The organism is Enterococcus faecalis (assembly GCF_029024925.1).
Classification (GTDB): domain Bacteria; phylum Bacillota; class Bacilli; order Lactobacillales; family Enterococcaceae; genus Enterococcus; species Enterococcus faecalis.
Genome location: NZ_CP118962.1, coordinates 2,542,054 through 2,557,967, shown reverse-complemented (window position 1 = coordinate 2,557,967; position 15,914 = coordinate 2,542,054). Strand labels below are relative to the sequence as shown.

The 15,914-nt window shown below is 36.0% G+C and carries 12 protein-coding genes; 10 read left to right on the top strand and 2 right to left on the bottom strand.

Going from position 1 to position 15,914, the window contains the following annotated elements; genetic code table 11:
• Nucleotides 1–19 precede the first annotated feature (19 nt).
• From PYW42_RS12700 to PYW42_RS12675, 6 genes are all read left to right on the top strand, one after another.
• The gene (locus tag PYW42_RS12700) at nt 20–1,693 is read left to right on the top strand and encodes a PucR family transcriptional regulator (protein ID WP_002410920.1); all 1,674 of its coding nucleotides are present in this window, start codon (nt 20–22) and stop codon (nt 1,691–1,693) included.
• A gap of 33 nt (nt 1,694–1,726) precedes the next feature.
• Nucleotides 1,727–2,632 (top strand): EcsC family protein, encoded by a 906-nt coding sequence (locus PYW42_RS12695; RefSeq protein ID WP_002389386.1) that lies wholly within the window; start codon nt 1,727–1,729, stop codon nt 2,630–2,632.
• Nucleotides 2,633–2,805: 173 nt separating this feature from the next.
• The gene (locus PYW42_RS12690) at nt 2,806–5,793 is read left to right on the top strand and encodes a DEAD/DEAH box helicase family protein (RefSeq protein ID WP_002389370.1); all 2,988 of its coding nucleotides are present in this window, start codon (nt 2,806–2,808) and stop codon (nt 5,791–5,793) included.
• A 22-nt stretch (nt 5,794–5,815) separates the two neighbouring features.
• Nucleotides 5,816–7,408, top strand: coding sequence for a type I restriction-modification system subunit M (locus tag PYW42_RS12685; RefSeq protein WP_002365303.1), 1,593 nt, complete (start codon nt 5,816–5,818; stop codon nt 7,406–7,408).
• An 8-nt stretch (nt 7,409–7,416) separates the two neighbouring features.
• Nucleotides 7,417–8,610: a restriction endonuclease subunit S gene (locus PYW42_RS12680; RefSeq protein WP_142431025.1), complete on the top strand. Its 1,194-nt coding sequence runs from the start codon at nt 7,417–7,419 to the stop codon at nt 8,608–8,610.
• Nucleotides 8,611–8,693: 83 nt separating this feature from the next.
• Nucleotides 8,694–9,623, top strand: a complete 930-nt coding sequence (locus tag PYW42_RS12675) for a site-specific integrase (RefSeq protein ID WP_002389366.1) — start codon at nt 8,694–8,696, stop codon at nt 9,621–9,623.
• Between the two features lie 37 nt (nt 9,624–9,660).
• Here the strand turns inward: PYW42_RS12675 and PYW42_RS12670 are convergent, their stop codons facing one another.
• A complete protein-coding gene (locus PYW42_RS12670) occupies nt 9,661–10,836 on the bottom strand; it encodes a restriction endonuclease subunit S (protein WP_264526552.1) in 1,176 nt (391 codons plus the stop codon).
• 205 nt (nt 10,837–11,041) lie between these two features.
• Here PYW42_RS12670 and PYW42_RS12665 point away from each other — a divergent pair, with 205 nt between their 5' ends.
• Complete coding sequence (locus PYW42_RS12665) at nt 11,042–12,250, top strand: chloride channel protein (protein WP_002389736.1); 1,209 nt, start codon at nt 11,042–11,044, stop codon at nt 12,248–12,250.
• Nucleotides 12,251–12,296: 46 nt separating this feature from the next.
• On the opposite strand, the gene PYW42_RS12660 is transcribed toward PYW42_RS12665, so the two are convergent.
• The gene (locus PYW42_RS12660; protein WP_010709058.1) at nt 12,297–13,049 is read right to left on the bottom strand and encodes a helix-turn-helix domain-containing protein; all 753 of its coding nucleotides are present in this window, start codon (nt 13,047–13,049) and stop codon (nt 12,297–12,299) included.
• A 111-nt stretch (nt 13,050–13,160) separates the two neighbouring features.
• Here PYW42_RS12660 and PYW42_RS12655 point away from each other — a divergent pair, with 111 nt between their 5' ends.
• From PYW42_RS12655 to PYW42_RS12645, 3 genes are read left to right on the top strand one after another with little or no spacing between them, the layout of a single operon-like run.
• The gene (locus tag PYW42_RS12655) at nt 13,161–13,625 is read left to right on the top strand and encodes a hypothetical protein (RefSeq protein ID WP_002389032.1); all 465 of its coding nucleotides are present in this window, start codon (nt 13,161–13,163) and stop codon (nt 13,623–13,625) included.
• Between the two features lie 9 nt (nt 13,626–13,634).
• Nucleotides 13,635–14,462, top strand: a complete 828-nt coding sequence (locus PYW42_RS12650) for a PTS transporter subunit EIIC (protein WP_002410924.1) — start codon at nt 13,635–13,637, stop codon at nt 14,460–14,462.
• Nucleotides 14,455–15,867: a glycoside hydrolase family 1 protein gene (locus PYW42_RS12645; RefSeq protein ID WP_002389285.1), complete on the top strand. Its 1,413-nt coding sequence runs from the start codon at nt 14,455–14,457 to the stop codon at nt 15,865–15,867. Before PYW42_RS12650 ends, PYW42_RS12645 begins: the two co-directional genes overlap by 8 nt.
• Nucleotides 15,868–15,914 lie beyond the last annotated feature (47 nt).

Sequence of the window (15,914 nt, the reverse complement as noted above, 5' to 3'; positions counted from 1 at the left end):
TTGTACATTGGGAGGATAAATGATGTTAAAAGTGAGTGATTTATTAACGTTAGAAGAATTGCCTGGCATTACCTTAGTGGCAGGACATAAAAATCAGGACCAACCGATTTTAAAAGTCAATATTTTAGAAAATCCTGATATTTTAGATTGGTTAACAGCAGGTGAGCTGCTGTTAACGACAGGGTACATATTTAAAGATGATCGGAAATTACAGAAAAATTTTTTGAAAGAACTAGCCAAACACCATTGTGCTGCCTTAGGATTTAAAACCCAACGTTATTTTGAAGAAGTTCCACCAGACCTAATCAAATTAGCAGATGAAATGAACGTTCCTATTTTAGCAATTCCTTACAATTACACCTTTTCGCAAATTGCTGACGTGTTGAAAAGTCGTGTCACGTTAGAACAATTTGACATGAATGCGCAAGAAACCGCATTGCATAATAAAATTTACCAAATCTTAGAAACGGGAAGTAGCAGTTTTCATTTGCTGCAGGATCTAGCAGAAACCATTCAAAATCCTGTCTTGTTATTGAATGACCACTTTGAAGGAGTTAATTTTTTTGACTTGCCTAAAAATCCAATTCGTATTTCTAGCATTTTAGAAGATAGACAAGAAACCTCAGAGTTCCAAAAACAATTACTTGAACAAAGTCATCCATCATTACGCTTTTATCAAGAACCGATTCATTTACAGTTGAAACTCCAGAACCAAGTGGTGCCAATTGAAATTTATCCAATTAAAAAGAAAAATGTTATTTTATATTATTTGCTCGTCTGGAACACCTTGGCCCCATTACGACCAGTCGACGTGGCTCATTTTAAAATCACAGCTCATTACTTACTTTTACAATTGCAATTGGAATACTCACGGAAATTTGAAGAATACCAACAACGAAACGAATTATTTTTTAAGCTGATTGCGCATGAAAAGAGGGATCAAGCTGTTTTCCAACAATTTCAACAATATTATCGCTTGGCAATAGATAAGCCCTATGCTATTTTGCTAATTTCATTAACTTTAAATGAACGCCAAAGGCAAGAAAGAATGTCTATTTTAGGTAACCAGTTAAACCAAGTTATTTTAGGGGACAAACAAAAAATTGTTTGTATTGAAATTGACAGTTCCTTTGTCTTATTAGTTGAAAATCCACCTGAAAAAGAAGGCGATTATCTGAAAATGATGCAACGCCTAGCACAAAGTAGTATAAATCAGTTAATGAAAGTACAAGAAGATGTGGAACTTTTCCTAACAATAGGACCTAAGATTCAAGGTCTGACCCAGATTCATGAATCGTATCAACAAGCGATTGACGTTTTAGCCTTTCAACGCCAATTCGTTGCAGAAAAACCTGAAATGAGGATTGCTTCCTACGCGAATTTTCATCTTAGACAGACATTGCAACGTTATTTTTTAGCAGAAGGACAAGCAACCCTCAGAAAAAAATATCTTCAACCATTGCTGAAAAGTGATCAACAGCAACATACAGACTTTGTCCATACACTGAATGTCTATTTTCAATCAAAACGAAACTTGTCTCAAACAGCCAAAAAGCTCTTTATTCATCGTAATACTTTGTTACAACGATTGGAGAAAATTGAACAGCTAGTGCTGTTGGATTTTGATAAGGAAGTGGACTTGTTGGCGCTGGAAGTGGCGTTGTTTTTGAAAGATAAAAGGAGTACACTGTAAGAGAATTTATGCGTAAAAATAGGAGGCCTACAGTTGGAAGAAGAAGTATTAGCGTTGAAAGTAGTGAATGAGTCGTTAAAATTACCTGGTGTCAAAGTGAATCGAAATGCTTTTTTGACAAAAATGTTTCAAGATAAAGTGGACAATGTACAAGAATTATTTGATGACGGACCAGAAAAAGTCTTATCAAAAAAAGAACTAGACCGAGCTGCCCAAAAATGTATTAACCAAGCAGTTATGCAGTCGAGCGCAATTTCATTTGCGACAGGAATTCCAGGTGGTCTGGCTATGGCAGCTACCATTCCCGCAGATATTGCGCAATTCTATGGCTATTCTTTGAAATTAGCGCAAGAAATTTCTTATATTTATGGCTACCATGATTTATGGAACAATCAAGATGAATTGACAGAAGAAGCCAAAAATACACTGATTTTATACTTGGGAATCATGTTAGGGGTAACGTCAGCTGGTTCGGTCGTTCGGATTTTGTCTAAACGTTTATCTATCCAAGCTGTAAAGAAAATCCCGCAGAAGGCGCTAATGAAAACTTTCTATTATCCAATATTGAAAAAAATATTAGCTGTTTTTGGGACGAAATTAACAAAAGCAACTTTTGCGAAAGGTGTTTCTAAAGCAATTCCCGTTTTAGGCGGCGTTGTTTCCGGCGGCATTAATTATGCCTCTATGAAACCAATGGCTATGAGGTTAAAGGATGAATTAAGTAAAAACATAGGCTATACTCAAGAAGATGCAGAAAAAGATCTAGAAATTTTAGAAGCCGATTTTGAAGTTATTTCAGAACAACCTGAAACAGAAACAACTAAACATGCGGACGATATTTTTAGTAAACTAGAGCGAGCACATGCCTTATTTGAGAAAAAGATTTTGACAGAAGCCGAATATATAAAGCTAAAAGAAACGATTATACAAGAAGGATAATTTAATCAATAAAAAATGGAATCTTTTCAATAAAGATTCCATTTTTTATTGAAAAAGTTGGGGTAATTCATTACACTTACACTGTATGACAGCGTAAGTTCTTGTTGTTAGAGCGAGAGAAAAGGCTTTATTTACAGAATTTGTTCTCATTAAAAGCGAGAGGAAGTATTTAATTGGCAGAAGCAAAATTTGAAGAAGCGTTAATAAAAAAGCTTGAGTCTGAGGGTTGGACTTATCGTAAAGACTTATCGAATGTAAGTATTAAAAAGTTAGAGCAGCATTGGCACGATGTATTAAATGAAACAAATGCACATAAATTAAATGGTACACCGTTATCTGATAATGAATTCAAAATGATTCTCCAAGAATTACAACGTATTCGAACACCTTACGATGCTCAATTATTATTGGTTGGAGCAGGTGGTGTTGGCTCAATTCCGCTTGTTCGGGATGATGGATCAAGTTTAGAAATTGAAATTTTTTATTCAGATGATGTGGCTGGTGGTCGTTCACGTTATGAGGTTGTTAGCCAAGTAATGTTTAATAATTTACCTAAAGGTTTAACATCCAAGAGAATTATTGATTTAGCGTTATTGATTAATGGAATTCCTGTTGCGCATATCGAAGAAAAAGATGAACATTTACAAAATCAATGGCATGCATTTGAACAATTGAAAGGCTATCATGGCGATGGATTATATGAGGGCTTATTTGCTTTTGTACAAGTCCAATTTATTTTAAGTCAACACTCAGCGCATTATTTTGCACGACCTAATGCCTTTGAACATTATAATAAAACATTTGTTTTTGGCTGGCGTGATGAAAGAAATAAAGATATTACAGATGCTTTTGAATTTGCTCACCAAGTCATGGGGATTCCTGCATTACATCGGTTAGTCACTGTCAATATGATTCCAGATGCATCAAATGATAATTTGATGGTTATGCGTAGCTATCAAATTCAAGCAACACGAGGCATTTTACAACGTATGAAAGAAATGGAATCCAGTGGCCTAATTGAAAAAGAAGGCGGTTATATTTGGCATACGACGGGTTCAGGTAAAACGGTGACCTCTTTTAAAGTTGCTCAATTATTAGCTTCTGCGCCAAGAGTTCGCAACGTTTTGTTTATTGTTGATCGTGTCGATTTAATTGACCAGACATTAGAAAACTTTAAAGACTTTGCGTATATGCACTTTAAAAAACGAATCAAAAAAGTTAATGGCCGTGAACTTAAACGAGAACTAAAACATAAAGGTGCTTCACAAATTTTACTAATTTCTGTTCAAGGTTTAACAAAAGCGGTGAAAAATGGTCTAACAAATGATGAGTGGAATGTCATTATCATGGATGAAGCGCATCGAAGTGCCAGCGGTGAATCTGTTCAGTTAATAAAAAAAGCATTTAAGAAAACAACATGGTTTGGCTTTACTGGAACGCCCAATTTTTATAGTGATGAAATTAACGATGTGACAACATCAAGAGACATTTCAACACATGATATTTTTGGGAAACGATTGCATACCTATACCATTAAAGATGCAATTGGTGATGGCAATGTTCTAGGCTTTGACGTCACTTATTTCAAGCCTCATTGGGTCGTTGAAAATGCAGAAAGTGATTTTTCTGAACAAGAATATGAAAAAGAAGTCTATCAAAGTGATGTTTACCGTCGTCAAGTCGTTCAAGACATTTTGGACAATTGGAAAAAAACCTCTAGCGGACCGTTAATAGGTGGGATCCGAAAAGAAAATACTTTTCAAGCAATGTTAGCAGTCTCTGGTAAACAAGCAGTAGTACATTACTACAATATTTTTAAAGAAAAAGCACCGCACTTAAATGTAACCATGACTTTTTCAACGGATGAATCAAATAAAAATGGTACAAAAGAGCAAAATGAAGCTTTAAAAAAAGCAATTAAGGCTTACACAGAAAAATTCAATGTACCAAGTATTCTTTCTGCGAAAGACCCAGCACGTGCGTATATGATTGATATTACTAAACGACTAGCTCGTAAGAAACCATACAATCAAGGAAAAGAAGAAGAGCGTTTAGATTTAGTGATTGTTTCAGATCAACTGCTCACAGGTTTTGATTCAAAATTTATTAACATGATTTATATGGATAAAATGCTTAAAGAAGGTATGCTGATTCAAGCGATGTCGCGCACCAATCGGACGCTGAACCGTGACAGTAAACCACATGGAAAAGTTCGCTTCTATCGCCAAGGCGATGCAATGAAAGAATATGTAGAAAATGCATTGCGTATCTATACACGAGGCGGAAACGATACATTACAAGAAGCGGAAGAAGAAGCTGGAAATCAAGAACTTAAAGATTTAGAAAATGATGATATTTTAGCTAAACCACAAAGTCATCAAATCCAAGAATTAGAAGGAACAATTGCTCGTTTAAAAGAACTAGCAGGGGATGATTTTAGCCAAGTGCCTCGTGGAACTAATGATATCAGAGAATTTGTCAACTTGGCTTTTCCAGCGCAGAGTAAGATTCAACAATTGATTCAGCAAGGATATGAGTTAGGAACCGAGATTGATGTTTTAGATGATAACAATGAACCAACTGGTGAAATGATTCGCTTAGATATTGCCAATACTGACGAATTTGGCGCGTTACAAGCGAGATTATATGATACTAAAGAAAAACTACCTGAATCAGAACGACCCGATTTAACTGAAATTAAAATAGGAATTGAATTTTTTGACCATGAAATTATTGACTATGATATGTTAGTTGAATTGTTAAATAACTTTATGGATGAAAAAACAGAGCATAATCGAGAAGCGATTGATAAACATATTACTCCAATGGATGATGAAAGTCGTCAAGAAATTAATGAAATTGTCGATGATATTGAATCTGGTGAAATTACGGAACACTTCACTACTGAAACGCTTCAACAAGAGCGTAAGAAAAGACGGACAAATCTTCGAGAATTGAAAATTCGGCGATGGGCGGCTGACCAAGATGTAAATGGAAATCGAGTAGTTGAGGCATTTGATTTATTTTTACCTGGTCACACACTCATTGATAATCCTAATTTGGCAGATTTAGTTCGTGAAATCGAAAAAGAAGAAAATATTGACTTTTTTGGTGCCGCCGAGTTTGAAGAAGCCCTAATGAAATTTTTCAATTCATTATAATTAGAAAGAAGGACAGAATACGATGGCTTTATCACAAGAACAACAAACGAAGATGTGGGCGATGTTGAATCAAACACGTGGACAAATTGGTTTGACAGCATATAAAGATTATATTTTTGGTATTTTATTTTATAAATACCTATCAGAAAAAGCAACACGTTGGCTAGATGATGTCACACGGGGAGAAACTTGGGAAAACATTTATGCACAGAATCCCTCAAAAGCATTAGAATATATGCAAAAAAACTTAGGTTATGCGATTCAACCAAATGATTTTTTTGATGATTGGAAAAAAGCAATCGATGAAGATCGTTTTAATATTGGGATGATGACTGATACATTTGGTCATTTCAATCAGCAAATTGCCTTTGAAGCAAAAGGCGATTTTGAAGGGATTTTTGATGGTATGCGCTTTGATAGTGCCGATTTAGGCGCGAATGCACAAGCTCGTGCTAGTGTCATGATTTCAATGATTGAGCTGCTTTCTTCACCAGAATTTGATTTGTCAGGTAGTGATGATACAGTATCAGATATCTATGAATATTTAGTTGCTCAATTTGCAACAGTCTTGGCTTCTGATATGGGTCAATACTATACACCGAAAGAAATCTCTAACGTAATGGCACGAATTTTAACATCTGGTCGTGAGGAAGAGGAAAGTTTTTCAATTTATGATCCAACGGTTGGTTCGGGGTCGTTGTTGTTAACAACAGCTAGCTATATGAAAAATTCACATAAGCGAGGTATGATTAAATATTTTGGGCAAGAAAAAGATGCCACACCGTATCGCTTATCGAGAATGAACTTAATGATGCATGGTGTAGAGTACAATGATATTAGTATTAATCATGCGGATACACTTGAAAGTGACTGGCCAGATGGCGTAGTAGATGGGAAAGATAATCCAAGAATGTTTGATGCGGTTATGGCAAATCCGCCCTACTCAGCTCATTGGAACAATAAAGATCGTGAAGATGATCCTCGTTGGCGTGAATATGGTATTGCGCCGAAAACCAAAGCGGATTATGCGTTTTTACTCCATTGTTTATACCATTTAGAAGACAATGGCCGAATGGCGATTATTTTACCTCACGGCGTATTATTTAGAGGAGCCGCAGAAGGTCGTATTCGAAAAGCGTTGATTGACAAACACCAAATTGAAACAGTGATTGGATTCCCAGATAAATTATTCTTGAATACATCTATTCCAGTTTGTGTCTTGATTTTAAGAAAAAATCGTACGGCTTCTGATATTTTATTTGTTGATGCAAGTCGAGAATTTGAAAAATTAAAAAAACAAAATCATTTGCGCCCAGAAGATGTCGATAAAATTGTCGATACTGTTGTTCAGCGCAAAGAAATAGAGAAATATTCACATCTCGCAACGTTAGATGAAATCAAAGAAAATGACTATAATTTGAATATCCCTAGATATGTTGACACATACGAAGAAGAGCCACCTGTTGATTTAGTGGCGCTAAACAACGATATTAAAAATACTAACGAGGAAATAAAAAAAGTAGAAGCTGAGTTATTAGCTATGCTTGATGATCTAGTGGTAACGGAAGAAACCCAAGCGCTGATAGATGCTACGAAAGAGGTGTTTGGAGGATGAGGGACGAGATGAAAAAAGTCCCTCGGCTCCGGTTTCGTGGGTTTAGTGAAGATTGGGAACATCGTAAGGTTGAAGAATTGGGGGACACATTCACTGGGCTGACCGGAAAAACGAAAGAGGACTTTGGGCACGGTGATGCTACGTTCGTAACTTATATCAATGTTTTTAGTAATCCAATAACTGACTTGAAAATGACTGAGAGTGTTGAAATAGACGCTAAGCAAAACCAGGTGGAGTATGGTGACATATTCTTTACCACATCGTCGGAAACGCCTGAAGAGGTAGGGATGTCGTCTGTATGGCTTGGTAATGAAGCGAATGTGTACTTGAATAGCTTCTGTTTTGGCTATCGTCCAGTTACAGAATTGGCTCCATACTACATGGCCTTCATGCTACGTTCGCCTAACGTTCGTAAAAAATTCATATTTCTTGCACAAGGTATTTCACGATACAACATTTCAAAAAACAGAGTCATGGATATAGAAATACCAGTGCCAAATATTGATGAGCAACGCAAAGTTGGTCAATTTTTCAAAGATATTGATGACCTTATCACTCTTCATCAGCGTAAGTTGGATCAGTTGAAAGAGTTGAAGAAAGCGTATCTACAACTGATGTTTCCAAAGAAAGATGAGACTGTTCCTCGGGTGAGATTTGCTGATTTTGAGGATGATTGGCAACTGTGTAAGTTAGGGGAAACATTTTCAATAATCATGGGACAATCTCCAAACTCCGAAAATTATACAGAAAATCCAGATGACTACATTTTAGTACAAGGAAATTCAGATATGAAAAATAATAAAGTTGTCCCAAGAATTTGGACTACTCAAGTTACAAAAAAAGCAGAAAAAGGTGATTTAATTTTAAGCGTTCGTGCTCCAGTAGGAGAAATTGGGAAAACTGACTATAATGTAGTTTTAGGACGTGGGGTGGCAGCAGTTAAAGGAAATGATTTTATTTTTCAACAACTCAGAAAAATGAAAGATAGTGGTTATTGGACTAGGTATAGTACTGGATCAACATTTGAAAGCATTAATTCAAACGATATTAAAGAAGCTTTAATTAATATCCCAAATAAAGACGAACAACAAAAAATAGGTGATTTATTTACACATTTAGACGATGCCATTATTCTTAATCAAAATAAACTCAACCAACTAAAATCCCTAAAAAAATCCTATCTCCAAAATATGTTCATATAAAACTGAATATTTACACACTTTCCTACCTCCGAGATAATAAAAAAGATGATTCGTTCATCAACAATTATCAAGGAGGTTTTATTTTGGTTAAGAGAAAGAGAACAGAGCAGTTATTTCATGAGTATTTTAGTGAATGGGTGGAGCTATATAAGGTAGGAGCGATTCGGGATATCTCGTTGCAAAAATATTATATTGCGGAACAGCGGCTTGCTGAGTTGGCACCTGGTTTAAAAGTAAAACATTTGGATCGGCAACGGTATCAGCAGTTATTAAATGACTACGCGTTAACCCACGAACGGCAGACAACCATGGATTTTCATCATCAATTAAAAGGAGCAATTTTAGATGCAGTCGATGAAGGACTTATTTCAAAAAATCCAACACGAAAAATTGTCATTAAAGGAAAAGCACCACGTCCTAAAAAATCAAAATTTTTAAACCAGTTTGAAGTTCAAGCTCTTTTGAAAGAATTAGAGTTAGGCGAGCGACTAAACTGGGATTGGTTTATTTTATTGGTAGTTAAAACGGGCCTACGCTTTTCCGAAGCATTGGCGCTAACGCCAAAAGATTTTGATTTTTCTAAACAAAAAATAACTATTGAAAAAACATGGAATTATAAGAACCCCACTGGTTTTTTCCAATCAACAAAAAATGAATCTTCTAAACGCAAAGTACAAATTGACTGGCAAACGGCAATGCAATTTTCTCAATTGATAAGAAATATGCCACCAATGGAACCAATTTTTGTGAGAGGACGTGTCTTTAATTCTACGATTAATAGTCGCTTAAAAGTCTTATGTAAACGTGCGCAGATTCCAGTGATTACTGTCCATAGTTTACGCCACACACATGCCTCGCTATTATTATTTGCTGGTGTTTCAATTGCCAGTGTAGCAACTCGGTTAGGCCACTCTAGTATGACAACTACGCAAGAAACTTATTTGCATATTATTCAGGAATTAGAGAATCAGGATAACGATAAAATTATGCGCCATTTGGCGATGTTGATGTAAGACAAACAACTCCTCGCGGATTGCGGGGAGTTATTTTTTAGATGAACATGTTTTGAAGGTAAGTCTTTTTCAAAGTTTTTAATTGGTCTAATTTATTTTGATGAAGTGTGATTGTATCGTCGAACTGTTTGAAAAAAGTTCCAATTTTTGTTTGTTCTTTATAGCTTGGAAAGTCTAACATTAGATTTTTTACAGCTGGATAGTTTACATAAATTTGTGTTCCGCCTTGTACAATTTTTTTTACCTTTTGACGAAACGTATTATTTAAAGTCGTATATGCAAAATTAACATTAAAATCATCCTTTGGGGAAATAATCTCAGTACGTTGATTGATCACATATTCTTCTTCACTTTCTATAAGCAATGATCGGCCTATAATTGCTCCATCTGATGTTTTATCATTAAGCACCATTGTCAGTTCACCTTTATGAACTACTCTAGCATTCGTTATCTCATTTGATATAGCTCTAATACCTTGATCAACATATTTACTATCAGTTCCATAACTTCCAATAGAAATAACCTTATACTTTCCATCTTCAGTAAAGTACCTTTCGATTGCTGTTCCACTACGGTGAGTAGATATTTCCCCTAACTTACGCTGCGCCCACTCCCCCTCAAAATCAGCAAACCGTAACTTCGGCACTCGTTCATCTTTTCTTGGGAACATTACTTGCAGATATGTTTTCTTCAACTCTTTTAGCTGTTCTAATTTACGCTGATGAAGAGTGATAGTATCATCTAGTTGTTTGAAGAAAGCACCAATTTTTTTTTGCTCATACTTTGAAGGAAGATTAATATCAATATTTAGAAACTCTCCATTACGAATATGGACTTGCGTTGAGCCGTTTTTTTCTGCTGAAATGATCTTTCTATACTTATCGCTATTGGAGAATGAGATAAGAAAATCTCCATCCATGCCTTCAAATAACTCCAATTTATACACACCTTGTGGCATCAAAAATTGTTCTTCATCTCCTTCAATACGAACGATTCTCCCCATATTCGGAGCCGATGGAACTAGGTCTCTTAAAGAAGTTACGAGATTGTTTGTGTGAACGTGGCTAGTTATATTCTTTTCAAAGAAGTCTTCACTAATGTATTTGCTGCCAGATAAATCTGCAATCCCAGTTGCATTAACAGCTCCCTTTGGAATCGTACGAATCCCATCTTCGAGATAGTCTGTTGGTTTGATAGATGCACCACCAGACAATTTCTCAATAACACCAGAAAGCTTACACAGTTCCCAAACACCTATCAGCGTAAATACAAACAACAAATTCAAATAATAATAATGTAAAACGATAACTTTTCATAACCTCAATTTTTTCAAAAAAATAAATCCTTCCCAAAATCTTCAAACACAAACCACTAACTATCTGCTACTATAAAAGAAACAACTATCATTTGGAGGAAGTATGCGTAACAGAAAAATGTGGACAATTATCGTCAGTGGGTTATTTTTAAGTAGTATCATCGCGGGAATTTCAGGAGCGTTTTTAATCATTGAAGGAGAGCTAACGACTCTGCTCTGGGAGGTGTTGCCAGCGCAAATGAAATGGCCAATTCTCTATTATTTTGTCTTGTGTGTGCTAGGAGCGTTGGTATTGAGTTATCTGAAGAAACGCTTCGGGCAAATACCACAAACGGCGCATGAGGCTCTGACAGAATTGAAGGCGAAACAATCGGTCGATTATTCAGGTGTGTTTAGAAATTTATTGGCCGCCTTGGTAATTTTAATTTTCGGGGCTGGTGTCGGTCCTGAAGCCGCATTGTTGGGAGCGATTATTTCGTTGTCAGTCTGGCAATCTGATAAGTTACGGTACCTTTATTTTCATTATGACGAGCAAGAACAGCAAACATTTTGGACAAAAATCCAGCGCTTGCTGCATCCGCAACAGTTTGTTCAGCGCTACGATACGATGCTCGCTCCTGTAGATAAAAAGAAACTGAAACAAGTGATGAACGGGTTATTTATTGTGAACGGGTTGGTGGTGTTTACCTTTTTAATGAAATTGGTGGGACAACCATCGTTTATTACGAAGTTAGGAACTGGAAAAGTTGAAATGGCTTCGTTATGGCTGATTTTACCCGCTTTATTAACTGCTTTTGTGATTGGTAACGCCTATCAATGGTTGCAAGCTGCTCTGGCTAAAATATGCCAACCTTTTGAAGAAAAGCAAAACATACTGGTAAGTTTAGGCGCAGCCTGTATTTTTCTTTTTGTTATTTTAATGCCAAGATTACTATTTTCAGGACAATCTTTTATGCATTTAGTTCCTAGTTTTGGTAGTCAACAAGCCTGGTATATCTTGGTAATCGCTGCGATAATGAAACTAGTATTTTTACAAGTTTGTTTACAGACAGGTTGGATAGGTGGCGATATTTTTCCCGTCGTTTTTTCAGCTATTTTAATCGGGTTTGCGGTCGCACAATTTTTCCCAACAATTGACTCGCTTTTTGTTGTCGCAATTTTTGCTACGAGTTTAACAACCCAGATTTTAGGGACGATTCTTGTACCAGGCATTTTTGTGGGGCTCTTTTTCCCAATCACGCTTTGGCCAGTTGTAGTTCTTGTGTTATTTTTACAATGGCTATTGAAAAATAAAATTATTAAGAGTAACTAGAAAAACGTCAAATCGACTTAGGGGATTAAGCCGATTTGACGTTTTTCTAATTAGAACACTCAAACCATAGTTGATAGTAATCTTGATGTTTTTTTGAAAGCAGATAGCGGCCCAATAGTTGATGGACTTGATAGCCTTGTTCTTTTAAGTAAATTAGATTTTTCTGAATTTGTTGTGGCTGCAACTGATTGCTACTTTCTTCTATACGAATCAGTTGACTATAGTAGCTTTTAGAAGCATCGAATTCCCAATGTAAGGCTAAAGGGAAAGCGGCGCTGTCTTTATTAGTCGTTGAAAAATGTTCAATAGTTTGTTCATCTGGTGATAAAACAAAGCCTAAAATACTTGGATCATTCAAGTAAAGCAAAAGATTTTCTGCTTTTGCAGGGTGGAAATAGTAAAGAGTTTTAAACGGCGGTATTTCTTCTTTCAAGACTTCCTCTTGTAGTTGGCTGACTTCTTCATATTTTTGTTGATAAGTGATTAAGTTTCTGTGAATTTGTTTTAACTGTGTAATGCGTTCTTCTAAATCTTGACGTGCATTTTCTAGTAATTTCTGGGTATCTGATAATGGATTGGTATATAAGTTTTTAATTTCTTTAATGGAAAAATTTAAGTCGCGATAAAACTTGATTTCACAGATAGCAATCAGCTGTTCTGTTGTGTATTGTCGATAATCATTTGTATCGCCTCGAACAGAATGAATCAACCGTTCTTTTTCCCAATAGCGCAATGTGGACTTAGGAATTTTCAACAAGGAAGCAATCGTTTCTAGCGAGTAAAGATGGTCTTGGTTCATCAGCATTCACCTCAATTTTAGTATAACACAAAATTAGTTTATAAAACCGCTTTACCTTGAAGTAACTTTAAGGTGTATACTCAACGTAAATTAGAAAGAGGAGAGAATTGTATGTTTGATAAGTTTCAACGTTTTTTAGAAAAGTTTATTGGTCCAATCGCTGAAAGAATGCAAAAAAGTAAGGTCATTCAAGCACTAACTAATGGGATGATGGCTGTTTTACCCGTTTCTTTAGGGGTTGCTTTTATCGCAATTGTAGGGAATTTTCCTATTCCAATTTGGCAAGAATTTTTAACATCCATTGGGTTAGCTCCAATCATTCAAGAAGTCATTGCTATGACCAGTGACTTGTACGCTGTTTACATTGTTTGTACCATTGCGTATGAAACTGCGAAGATGGAAAAACAAAATCCCATCACTAGTGTTATTTTATCTTTGGCATTTTTCTTGATCTTGGTACCACAGTTTGCCGTTAAATTAGGAGGAGAAGAAACAATTGTCATTAAAACAGCATCAATTGGGACTGACGGGATTTTTGTAGCTATTCTAGTCGGTTTAGGTGTAACTATGTTATAAAGTTATTTAATGAAAAAAGAATTTTTACGAATTAAATTACCTGATTCCGTTCCTACGATGGTGACAGATTCGTTAAGTCCAACCTTTGTAGCCATGATAATTTTTGTGGTAGCTTTATTAGTCAAAGCTATTTTCACATATACTGGTTCGGGGGATGCGATGAGCTTTTTAACCGAGTTAGTGAGTAAACCAATTGCATCATTAGGTCAATCACCAATGACGGTTATTGTAGTCTTTACACTAGCAAATCTATTATGGTTTTTTGGTATTCATCCAAGTCCAATTATTAATATTTTCTTTGCTGTGATGGCGCCAGTCTTTTTAGCTAATATTAATGCATTTATTGCTGGTCAAGCGTTGCCTTATCCAGAAATTATGTTTTTCTCTAGTATTATTATGGTTGGCGGAACTGGGAATACGATTGGTTTAGCCTTTTGTATGTTAAGAGCAAAATCAGAACGATACAAATCCCTTGGTAAATTAGGTGTTGTACCAAGTATTTTCAATATTAATGAGCCATTGATTTTCGGTGTTCCGATTATGCTGAACCCTATTTTCTTTATTCCGTTGGTAAGTTCAACAGCTGTCGGTGGTTTGGTGTTACATTTATTCTATAAAGTTGGTTTCTTAAATTACTATAATCCAACGGTTGAATTACCTTGGGTGACACCACCAGTTGTTGCAGAAACTTTCTATGGCGGCATTCGCTTTGGGTTGGCAATGATTGCTGTGGTAATTGCTCTGACGTTGTTATATTATCCGTTTTTCCGTATGGCTGATGAACGAGCAGTGAAAGAAGAGCAGACCTTAGCGACAGGAGAACAAGAAAATGAGTAGCAGAGAAAAAAAACAATTGAGCAGTATGCCAAATGATTTTTTGTGGGGTGGTGCAATTTCTGCTACTCAAGTAGAAGGTGCCTATAACCGTGACGGAAAAGGCTTGAGTAATTTAGATTTGGCTTTGCGTTGTAAAAAAGGGGAGAAACGTCAAATAACTCAACAAGTGGATGTAAATCAATACTATCCTTCTCATCGAGCGATTGGCTTTTATGAAAGTTATCAAAAAGATATCCAACTGTTCGCTGATATGGGATTTAAAAGTCTTCGATTTTCAATCCAATGGTCACGCATTTTTCCAACTGGAGAAGAGGAACGGCCTAATGAAGTAGGTTTATTATTTTATGAAAAAATTTTGGACGAGTTAGAGCGTCATCGAATCGAACCAATTATAACGATTTCACATTTTGATTTACCAGAAAATTTAGTGACAAAATATGGTTCGTGGAAAAATCGCCAAGTCATTACGTTCTATTTACGCTTTTGTGAAGCGCTATTTCAACGATTCAGTGATCGTGTCCGCTATTGGATTCCGTTTAATGAGATTAATGTTATTACGTATATGCCTTATTTTTCTACTGGGATTCATACAGAAAATTATCAAGAAATTTTCCAAATGGCGCATCATCAGTTAGTAGCAAGTGCAAAAGCGGTTCAATTAGGTCGGAAATATTCAAGTAACTATCGTTTTGCAACAATGCTTATGTATGGCCCGACTTATCCGCACAATTGTCACCCTGAATCTGTTTTTCAAGCAATGATGGATGATGAGGAAACCTATTATTTTGGTGATATTCAGATTCGAGGATATTATTCTCCGTGGGCTAAAAAAATGTTGGAGCAACTGGGTGTCCAACTAGCTATTACAGAAGAAGATGAACAAGACTTACGAGAAGGTGTAGTGGACTTTGTTAGTATAAGTTATTATATGAGTTGGACTACTGCACCAGAAACAGCAGCAGGAAATATGGCAACAGGAGGGAAAAATCCCTTTTTAGAGCAATCTGAATGGGGCTGGCAAGTGGATCCACTAGGACTGCGGATTAGTTTAAATCGTTTGTATCAACGATATGAGAAAGAAATTATGATTGTTGAAAATGGCTTAGGAGCAGTTGATCATTGTTCAGAAAATGGTGAAATTTATGACGATTATCGCATTGATTATTTACAACAACATTTGCTGGCAGTGAAACAAGCGATTGTCTTAGATGGTGTGCCAGTAATTGGTTTTACCGTCTGGAGTGCCATCGACTCAATTAGTGCTTCAACTGGAGAAATTGGTAAAAGGTATGGTTTGATTTATGTAGATTTAGATGATGAAGGTCAGGGGACGCTGGCTCGAAAAAAGAAAGCCTCTTTTTATTGGTATCAAAAGATCATTGAGTCCAATGGTGCAGAGTTGTAAGCTCTATTTTCCGGAGTGGTATGATAAAATAACTGAACAACTAAACG

What these genes read in the sequence shown, in the direction of transcription:
- PYW42_RS12700 (WP_002410920.1), top strand. Translation starts at nt 20, where the DNA reads ATGATGTTAAAAGTGAGTGATTTATTAACGTTAGAAGAATTGCCTGGC.
- PYW42_RS12645 (WP_002389285.1), top strand. Translation starts at nt 14,455, where the DNA reads ATGAGTAGCAGAGAAAAAAAACAATTGAGCAGTATGCCAAATGATTTT.
- PYW42_RS12665 (WP_002389736.1), top strand. Translation starts at nt 11,042, where the DNA reads ATGCGTAACAGAAAAATGTGGACAATTATCGTCAGTGGGTTATTTTTA.
- PYW42_RS12650 (WP_002410924.1), top strand. Translation starts at nt 13,635, where the DNA reads ATGAAAAAAGAATTTTTACGAATTAAATTACCTGATTCCGTTCCTACG.
- PYW42_RS12660 (WP_010709058.1), bottom strand. Translation starts at nt 13,049, where the DNA reads ATGAACCAAGACCATCTTTACTCGCTAGAAACGATTGCTTCCTTGTTG.
- PYW42_RS12680 (WP_142431025.1), top strand. Translation starts at nt 7,417, where the DNA reads ATGAAAAAAGTCCCTCGGCTCCGGTTTCGTGGGTTTAGTGAAGATTGG.
- PYW42_RS12655 (WP_002389032.1), top strand. Translation starts at nt 13,161, where the DNA reads ATGTTTGATAAGTTTCAACGTTTTTTAGAAAAGTTTATTGGTCCAATC.
- PYW42_RS12685 (WP_002365303.1), top strand. Translation starts at nt 5,816, where the DNA reads ATGGCTTTATCACAAGAACAACAAACGAAGATGTGGGCGATGTTGAAT.